This window comes from uncultured Methanobrevibacter sp., assembly GCF_902784195.1.
GTDB lineage: Archaea > Methanobacteriota > Methanobacteria > Methanobacteriales > Methanobacteriaceae > Methanobrevibacter.
This window is the reverse complement of the sequence record NZ_CACZTX010000017.1, coordinates 17802-27317: the sequence shown is the minus strand read 5'-3', so window position 1 is coordinate 27317 and position 9516 is coordinate 17802. Positions and strand designations below refer to the sequence as shown.

The 9516-nt window shown below is 32.6% G+C and carries 8 protein-coding genes; 7 read left to right on the top strand and 1 reads right to left on the bottom strand.

All coding sequences use genetic code 11. The features are described from left to right. Together QZU90_RS09625 and QZU90_RS09620 are read left to right on the top strand one after the other, a co-directional pair. On the top strand, window positions 1-874 hold an 874-nt coding region (locus QZU90_RS09625), incomplete at its 5' end, for a Cna B-type domain-containing protein (protein WP_296856853.1). A gap of 315 nt (window positions 875-1189) precedes the next feature. Beyond that, window positions 1190-2860, top strand: a complete 1671-nt coding sequence (locus tag QZU90_RS09620; protein WP_296856852.1) for a glutamate--tRNA ligase — start codon at window positions 1190-1192, stop codon at window positions 2858-2860. A gap of 257 nt (window positions 2861-3117) precedes the next feature. On the opposite strand, the gene QZU90_RS09615 is transcribed toward QZU90_RS09620, so the two are convergent. Then, window positions 3118-4989, bottom strand: coding sequence for a hypothetical protein (locus QZU90_RS09615; RefSeq protein ID WP_296856851.1), 1872 nt, complete (start codon window positions 4987-4989; stop codon window positions 3118-3120). 469 nt (window positions 4990-5458) lie between these two features. Here QZU90_RS09615 and QZU90_RS09610 point away from each other — a divergent pair, with 469 nt between their 5' ends. From QZU90_RS09610 to QZU90_RS09590, 5 genes are all read left to right on the top strand, one after another. Continuing rightward, on the top strand, window positions 5459-6691 hold the full coding sequence (locus QZU90_RS09610; protein WP_296856850.1) for an LL-diaminopimelate aminotransferase: 1233 nt from the start codon (window positions 5459-5461) through the stop codon (window positions 6689-6691). A gap of 48 nt (window positions 6692-6739) precedes the next feature. Further along, window positions 6740-7420 carry a DUF6882 domain-containing protein gene (locus tag QZU90_RS09605; RefSeq protein ID WP_296856849.1) on the top strand — a complete coding sequence of 227 codons (681 nt, stop codon included), beginning with the start codon at window positions 6740-6742 and terminating at the stop codon, window positions 7418-7420. A 77-nt stretch (window positions 7421-7497) separates the two neighbouring features. After that, window positions 7498-8127, top strand: coding sequence for a DUF6891 domain-containing protein (locus tag QZU90_RS09600; protein ID WP_296856848.1), 630 nt, complete (start codon window positions 7498-7500; stop codon window positions 8125-8127). Next, window positions 8117-8755 (top strand): hypothetical protein, encoded by a 639-nt coding sequence (locus tag QZU90_RS09595; protein WP_296856847.1) that lies wholly within the window; start codon window positions 8117-8119, stop codon window positions 8753-8755. Before QZU90_RS09600 ends, QZU90_RS09595 begins: the two co-directional genes overlap by 11 nt. A 16-nt stretch (window positions 8756-8771) precedes the next feature. Then, a complete protein-coding gene (locus QZU90_RS09590) occupies window positions 8772-9314 on the top strand; it encodes a hypothetical protein (protein ID WP_295606631.1) in 543 nt (180 codons plus the stop codon). Window positions 9315-9516: the final 202 nt, after the last annotated feature.

Below are 9516 nucleotides of genomic sequence, written 5' to 3'. Positions count from 1 at the left end.
GGATGAGGAAGAGTTTGAGCATTATGCTAATTATACCAAGTCTGTTAGTGGTTACACTATTACCAACACTCACGAGATTGAGCTTACTAGTGTTACTGTCTCAAAGGTTTGGGAGGATAAAGGAGATTTCTATGGAAAAAGACCTTCTGATGTAACTATTAATGTTTTCCAAAATGGTGAAATCGTTAATTCTATTGTTCTCAATAAGGATAATGGATGGAAATTTGAACTAAAGAATTTGCCTAAATATGACAATGGCAAATTAATCAATTATTCTATTGATGAGGTCAATATAACCTATTACCATTACAAGATTGAAGAAAATGGAGATTATTCTTTCACTGTTACAAATACATTGAATAAAGTGCATGTATTGAAATGGTCTTGGAAATTGATTGCTAAGAAAGAATCTAATAAAGGCAACTTTTCAGATAAGAATAAATTAGGTAATGGCAAGAAAATTGGTAAATACCAATCAAAGAATGTCATTTCTAATAAAAACAAGAAATCATCTTCATGGGATAAAAATCAAAGAAAACATTCTGGCCGCTATTTTGATAGTGGACAAGAATTTAAACTGTTTATATTTTTATATAATCAATATTTCTTCGGTAACATGACTTATGAGGATTTTGTTGCTGTTCTCAAGGAAAATGGCATTGAATTGGAAGAAAGTAACAATTGGGATTCCAATGGTACTTTAGAATTCGATTATGATAAAATTGAGGATGTTCCGGATTCTATTGAATTATCCGATAAGGGCAATCATTTTGAGGATTCCAGTGATAAAATTGACAAGGATAAGCCAGCCAGTGATTCTGGTGAAATAGATTCTGGAGAAGTAGAGGTAGAAGAGGTATATGTGGAGGAATAATTCTCCTTTTTACTTCGATATCTCTCTAAATCCTTGCTTAGAAGTTATAGTCAAAACCAATTATTAGATGTTTGATTCATTATAAAATTTTATTTTATTTTTTTCTTTTTTTCTTTTTTTATTTAATTTATTTTAGCATTGTCATTTTTAATTTTTGATTTTTTTAAAATTTTTTCATGTTTTCTATCGTAATATTTTTAATAAATAGATTATATATCTAATTATGTATATTTTTATAACTAATTTAATCGTAAACTAAGATATAGTTTAATCATTATAATTAATTAGTTTTATCACGTTTTAAGATGTGTTTTTATGGATGAATTAGAAGAAATTGTATTTAAACATGCATTATTGAATGCTGCTAAACATAAGGGAAGTGCAAATCCTGGAGCTGTTATGGGTTCCATTATGAGCAGTGAGCCAGAACTTAGACCAAGAGCTAAGGAAATTGGTCCTTTGTCTGGTAAGATTGTAGCTCAGGTAAATGCACTCTCTCCGGAAGAACAAAAGGCAAAAATGGAAGAATTGGGAGTTGCTGTTGAAGAGAAAAAGCAAAAGAAAGAGGAAGGTCTTCCAAAGCTTCCAGGTAAAAACAAGGATGTAGTAATGCGTTTTGCTCCAAACCCAAGTGGTCCATTGCATATTGGACATGCAAGGGCAGCTATTCCAAATGGGGAATACGTTAAGAAATGTGGCGGAAAGTTCATATTGAGAATTGAGGATACAGATCCAAAACGTATTTACGAACCTGCTTATGAGTTGATTCAGGAAGATTTGAAATGGTTAGGAATCGAACCTGATGAAGTTTACTATCAAAGTGACCGTTTTGAAATCTATTACCAATACGCTGAAGAGCTAATCAAGCGTGGAGCAGCATATATGTGTACCTGTGATGGTGGAGAGTTCAAAAAGCTTAAGGACAATTGCCAACCTTGCCCATGCAGAGACAATACTGTGGAAGAGAATATGGAACTTTGGAAAAAGTTCCCTGAAATGGAAGCAGGTGAAGCTGTTCTTAGAGTTAAAACTGATATAAATCATAAGAATCCGGCTATTCGTGATTGGGTAGCAATGAGAATTGTTGAAGAGGAACACCCAAGAATGGGCACCAAATACAGAGTTTATCCTATGATGAACTTCTCAGTGTCTGTAGATGACCATTTGCTTGGAATGACCCATGTATTAAGAGGTAAGGACCACCTTGCAAACAGTGAAAAGCAAAAGTATCTTTACCAGCATATGGGTTGGGAAATTCCTGAGTTTATCCATTACGGAAGATTGAAAATGGAAGATATTGCACTAAGTACTTCCAAAGCTATGGCTGGAATCGAAGATGGCACTTACAGCGGCTGGGATGATCCAAGACTTGGAACCTTAAAAGCTATTGCAAGAAGAGGAATCCAACCTGAAACTATCACTCAATTGATGGTGGAGATTGGTATCAAAATGTCTGATTCTGCAATCAGCTGGAAAAAGATCTATGGATTAAACAGGAATATCATTGAGCAAAAGGTAAACAGATATTTCTTTGTTCCAAATCCTGTAAAAATAGATATTGCTGACGTGCCTGAGGATGATTTAGGATTAGCTATTGAAAGGCCATTGCATCCTGACTTTGAGGAAAGGGGAAACAGAACCCTTGTATTCAACAGGGAAGTCTATATCCCTGAAGCTGATTTGACTGATGGAATCAGCCGTTTGATGGATGCAGTGAATGTTGAAATCAAGGATGGAAATGCATCATTCCACAGCAAATCCTTTGAAGATGCAAGAGATGCTAAAGCAAGAATCATTCAATGGGTTCCAACTGATGCAATTAAAGCTAAAGTTGTAATGGATGATGCATCTGTAACTGAAGGTCTTTGTGAAATCGACTGCAATGACTTGAAAGTTGGAGACATTGTCCAATTTGAAAGATTCGGATTTGCAAGACTTGATGAGATAAAAGATGATGAATTGATTTTCTATTATGCTCATAAATAGAGCATAAATTTTTTTAGATTTTTATTCTGTTCGTTAAAATTAGAACTAATTTTTATAAAAAAGGAAAAAAATTAGAAATGATTAAAATAGTTAAAATAATAAAAAAGAAAAGAAGAGAATAAATTTATTTAAGATTAATTCGGCTTTTTTTAATAAATAAATTTATTTTTTTATAAAAATTATAAAATTTAATTTTAATTTTTAAAATAATAAATTAAAATAGTTAAAATAGAATTAAAGCTATTTAAACTATTTAATTATTTTAAAATCTTTTTAACTGTATTGGATTTGACCCAAATCTTTTTAGATCTGTATCTTACTCCAATGTAGCCTGGCTTAAGTCTTAAGATTTGACTTGAATAGCTTTCGCCATTGATGTCAAAGATTACAATTTGACCTACTTTTAATTCAAATAAGGTTCCATTGATGTATACTTCTTCAACATCGGTTTTAGCCTTATGCATCATCAATCTCTTTTGACCTTCTTCTACAGGCTCTTCAGCAGGAGCAGCTCTTCTTGTACGTTTGGATTTAGCTTTAGCTTCAGACCTTTTGCGGAGCTCTTCTTCGCTAATTCCTTTTGATCCTAAAATCTTTTTAGTGTTTTCTGCTCTGCGTACTTTCTCTTTCTCCTTAGCTTCTATCTTTTTATAGTCCTCTTTAGTGTAGACATTTGCATCTTTTTCAGATGTTTCATCAGTTACGTCTTCGAAGGAATCAGACAATTCCTCATCGTCAGTCTTATTGTAGGATTCCTTATTGATTTCCTTATAGATCTTGTCCACATCTTCGTTAGGTTGAGTTTTTGCCAAGTCTCTTTCCTCTTCATGGATAGGAGTGATTGTAATTGTATCTCCAATGTATTCAATTCCATCTCCCAAGTCTTGAGCATAATCATCAGGAACGATATCAACTTTAGTTTCCACTACAGTTGGCTGTTGTGGAGTATTAGCTTTTCTGAAGTTTCTGATGGATTTGATTGCACTGTTAATCAATTCATTTCCTGTAGAGAGTTTTTCTTCATTTCCTGAATTGATAGTAACAAAGTCATTTTCAGGACTTTCATCAACTTCAACTGGCTTTTCCTTATTTAAGAGGATATGTAAATCATCATGATAGGAATCTTCTGCAGTTTGGGAAGTTTCTTCAGCTTTAGGAGCTTCGACAACTTCAGTTTTGACTTCTTCCACTTTAGCTTCGGGTTCTGCTTTTGCTTCTTCCTTAGCTTCAGATGCTTGTTTGATCTTTTCAATAGTGGTTCCAATATCTGGAGTTTCAGCTTCCTCTTCCTCTTTAGCCATTTTCTCTTTAACTGCTTCAATGTCTTCAGCGGAGATATCTGCTAATTTCTCTTCAACATCTTCTTTAGCTTTTTCAATCTTCTTGATTAAATCAGCAGTGTCTGCTTCAGCTTTTTGAACGATTTCATCTTTTGCTTCTGCTTCAGCTTCAACAGCCTCTTCTGCTTGAGCTTCCTCTTCAATCTTTGCAGATTCCTTAATTTCTTCAATGGTTTCAGCAGGTTTAACAGACTTGACTACCTTTACATTTCCTTCGCCTTCTTCAACGACTAACTTATTAGTTTCACCAGAGATGAATTCCTTTTGCTTTTCAGTCATTGGCACTTGACGAGCTTCAGGCTGTTTTTCTCCTTGTCTTGCACTGTTAATGGTTGCAGTATGTTCTGGTTTAATAGGTTCCTGGAAAGATTTAACCTCTTCTTCCTTACCCATTTGGGTTTTTACTCTTTCAGTGGTTCTAGGAACCTTTTTAGGAACAGGTTGAGCTCTTCTAACTTTTCTAGCTTGTTTTTGAGGAGCTTCATCCATAGCTTTTGCTCTTTGTCTCAATAAAGCAGTTGTTCCACCTACATCTCCATTTTCAACGTCATCAATAGTGTTTGCATATAATTGAGCTTCACTTAAGTTAGCACGGTTTCTTCTTTGTGCTTTTCTGGTTCTTATACGTTTTTCATTGTCATAGTCCGCTTTTGTACTATTGATGAATTCCGCTAATCTTTCTTCTTCATTGTCTTTTTCCTTATCCTTATAATATATCTTAACAATTATTATGGAAATTATTCCAATAAGTGCTATAAGAATAAGCAGTATCGCTGTTATTTCCTTCATTTTTTCACCGAATTAATCTTGTTTTAATATATTTGATTTGCCCTATGATCTAAGCATGAAATTGGATAGGACAATATGTAATCATAATATAGGATAATGCATGTTTCTCATGAACAATATTGGTATAACAATATGAGTAAGTCATACATTATCTTATAGTATTATATGTATATCTTTTTTATTTTATTTATACATTAGTTTTATATTTTTTTCAGAGGCATAACTTTTTAAAAATTTGTATTATTTTTCCAAGTTTTCACCTTTTTAATACACAATTTTAAATAATATATTTAATAAATAATTAAGTGTTAAATAGTTAGAAATCTAGTTAGAAATTATTAATTAAGTTAATTTTAGAGATTTTAGTTATTCGAAGTGGGATTATATTAATTGTAATTTTGGTGTTTTAGATTTTTATTAACTAATGATTTTAATTATTTAAATTTTTAAATTAGTCTGAGGTAAAAACATGGTTAAAATTAATGAAAACTATCTTTTATTGCAAAATAGTTACCTTTTTGTTGAAGTAAATAGACGTGCAGCTAAATACATGGAAGAAAATCCTGATAAAAACGTTATTAAAATGGGTATTGGAGATGTAACAAAACCTTTAGTCCCTACTGTAATCAAGGCTTTCAAGGATGCTGTTGATGAAATGGCAGATGGTGAAACCTTTATGGGTTACGGTCCAGAACAAGGATATGACTTTTTAGCTGAAGCTATTGTAAAAAATGACTTTAATAAATGGGGAGTGGACTTAGACCTTGATGAAGTGTTCATTTCCGATGGTGCAAAATGTGATACCGGTAACATCCAGGAAATTTTTGCATTGGATAATGTAATTGCAGTAACTGACCCTGTTTATCCTGTATATGTTGACACCAATGTAATGGCAGGAAGATCAGGCAACATCAAAGATGATGGAATGTATGAGAATATCGTTTACCTTCCTTGCACTGAAGAAAATGACTTCGTTCCAGAACTTCCTACAGAACCAGTTGATTTAATCTATCTCTGTTTCCCAAACAACCCAACTGGAACCACTTTAACAAAAGACCAATTGGCTAAGTTTGTAGAGTATGCAAAGGAAAATGATGCTCTTATTTTATTTGATGCAGCATATGAAGTTTTCATCACAGAAGATGATGTGCCTCACACAATCTATGAAATCGATGGTGCAAAAGAGGTTGCTATTGAATTCAGAAGCTTTTCAAAAACTGCAGGATTCACCGGTACCCGTTGCGCTTACACAGTTGTTCCTAAGGATATCAAAATCAAGGATGCTGAAGGAAATGAGCAATCAGTAAATGCATTATGGAACAGAAGACAAACTACTAAATTCAATGGTGTTTCCTATCCTGTCCAAAAGGCTGCAGAAGCGGTTTACACTGAAGAAGGACAAAATGAAATCATGGCAAACATTGAATATTACTTGGAAAATGCTAAAATCATTCGCGAAAGCTTATCTGATATTGGATTGAATGTTTACGGTGGAGTAAACTCCCCTTACATTTGGGTAAAGACTCCTAACAACATGGAATCCTGGGATTTCTTCGACTTACTCTTGGAAGAGGCTAATATTGTAGGCACTCCTGGTTCCGGATTCGGTCCAAGCGGTGAAGGTTACTTAAGATTAACCGCATTCAATACTTTAGAAAACACTAAAGAAGCTATGTCTAGAATCTCTAAATTATCATTCTAGACCTTTTTATTTTATTTTTTATTTTTTAAATTCTTATTGGTGAAAGAAATGGAAGTTAATTCTTTTTTAATTGAAGAAAATGATGATTTACAAGATTTATTCTCTAAATATGGTGCTTTGGCATTAGAAAAGCAGGAAATATTATCAAGCATTGTTGGAGATGTTGAACCTGAATTAGATATTGAAAAAGGAATTGTTAAGTTTGGCGAAAAGGAATTTCCTATTCAATTGATTGGATTCTTGGACCCTGATGAGGATACCTGGTCCTGGGCATGGGATAATGAGGATATAGGTTTTCCGGAAGGTTTAATTGAAGAGGCAAAGGCTATAAGGGAATTTGGTCAAGAACAGAATGTTCCCCAATTCTATGAAAATGTCTTTGCAGCAAACTTGACTGAAGCTCATATATTGACTATGACAGTATCTTCCCTCTTTAGCAATGATGCATATTGTGCAGTTAATTATGGAGGATTTGTCTTCTTTGTAACCATTGAGTCTGATGAGATAGAGATTAGTGATGACATTGATGTATTTGCAAATGTAATTAATGATTTCCATCGTAAATTTGAAGTAAATCATTTAAAGGCTTTAAGAGGTTATGCTTTAAATAAAGGTTATGAATACAAGTACAGGGATGAGTTTTGCATTGTTAAAGTTGGAGATGACACTATAGTTGTCACTTTGACTGAAAGAAAAAACATTTATACCATTAAAATCATTAGAGCTTAATGATTTCTATTTTTTTATTTTTCTACTTTTTTTATAATTTGCTTATTATTTTTTAAGTAAAGTCTATGGGTGTTATTATGGATAAGGAACTGATTGATGAGATCAATTATGAAATTCAGCTATTGATCAAGAGCGGTTTTTATGGTGATGATGAGATATTGGAAATCATTGCTGATGAATTTATTGAAGAGGACATATCTGACGATTTGATTTCTAAACTCCTTTTGGAAAATAAGGAAAATCTTGAAGATTTGGAAGGAGATTCTGACGATTTCCTTAATTTGAAGAGTGCATTTTGCGATTTGACAAAGGAGAATATCATTTCCATCCATAATGCTGGCTATGACATTGAAGAGGGAATTCAGGATTCATTTGAGCTCTTTGTACATTTAAGGAATATTAAATTCAATCCTATTGGATTCTGTTTCTATACCTTTGAAGATATTGAAAATGTGATAGAGGATAATTCATTGAACATAGCTTTCGGTGATTTTGAATATGATGAAGAGAAAGGTTTGGAAATTGCTAAAAAGATTGTTAAAACCTTGAAGGGCTATGGTTTTGAAATCAATTGGGGGCAGTCCGTAGATGAGATAATTGAAATAGAGAATTTCAATTGGAAAAAGCGATATGATGGAAAGGATTATTCCATGGATGGGGCCCTTGAAGATTTTATTAGATTAAGCAGTGAAGAAAATGAACAATAGATCAAAAGAGATTATTGAAGATGCCATTTCACAGGGAAAGTGGACTTGGCTGGAAATAGATGTCAATTCAAATTCACTTTATCTCGAATTTGAAAATCTCAAATTGTCCTCAAGGCCTATTTTAGACAATTCATATAGGGGAGAATTAGCTATTCGATTTGGCCAGAACATTTATTTTGCAGTCTTTTTTAATGAAAAGAAAAATCTAGATTTCTTAAGATTCGATGAGGATTATCTGAATCAATTGTTGAATTCCAATGAATATCTCTCTTTAAGATATCCCTATTTCTATCAGGAATTTTCAAAAAAGGTTATTGAATTCAAATTCCAGAATCATGATTATTTAAGTGAAATTGAAGAAAAATACAAGTTTAAGAAGGTTTTGGAAGATAAAAGAAGTGAGAATGGGAATAATGATTTTCTACTGTCATTTGAATGTGAAGAGATAGCTATTGCAGTAGGTGGAGACTTTATAAATTTCTTCAATGACTTTGAAGCATTGGATGATGATGAGATCAAAAGGGTTTCAAATACTTGGATGATGTATTATTTGGATTATTGGAATAAGAAAGGAACAGATAAGGAGTATGATGAAGACCCTCGTTGTGAGGAGTTTCCTTTAGAGTAAGCGTTTTGGTGAATTTATGGAACAATTGGAAAAAGGGTATAATTATTTGGAAGAAAATAGCTATTTCTTTGGAGAAGTGCCAAATAATCGTGCCGTTAAGGTAGCTGACTATAAGTTCTTTTGGGATGCTACTGATGAACTTGCTCCATTTGGATGTGAAGAGGCATATATTGCATTTTGCGAAATATCTGAATGGTTAAATGAAAATCCAAAAACTCCAATAATTGAATGTTTCATATGGATTCTAGAATCCTGGGATTTGGAATTGGAGGATTTCAATGATGGGATTATTGAAAGTGAAAACATATTGAAAATCATCCAGGATTTGGATTTTTATGATGAATTGATGACTTTGGACTATACTATCATCGCTACTGGCTTTGGACAATTGATTCTTCATGGAAAGATTGATGAGGATGTAAAAAACATTATTCAATTATACATATTGCGTCAAATGAACTCCCATGTATTGGATGCATTTTTAGGAAGCAATGAGCAATTCAAATACGAGAGATACTTATATCTTCAAAAGCTTTTGGAAATATTGGAAGATGCTTAATATCTTTTTAGTTTTTATTCATTATTCTTATTTTTCTAGCATTTTGTATATTTTTCAAGCTATTTTTTCAATATTATTCAGTCATGATAATATTTATAAATGTTGAAAAATAAAATATATATGGTCAATGAACTATTTATTTTAATTTTAATAGTTTAAAATGAACTTTTCTATTAAACTATATTTAACTATACTTAAGACT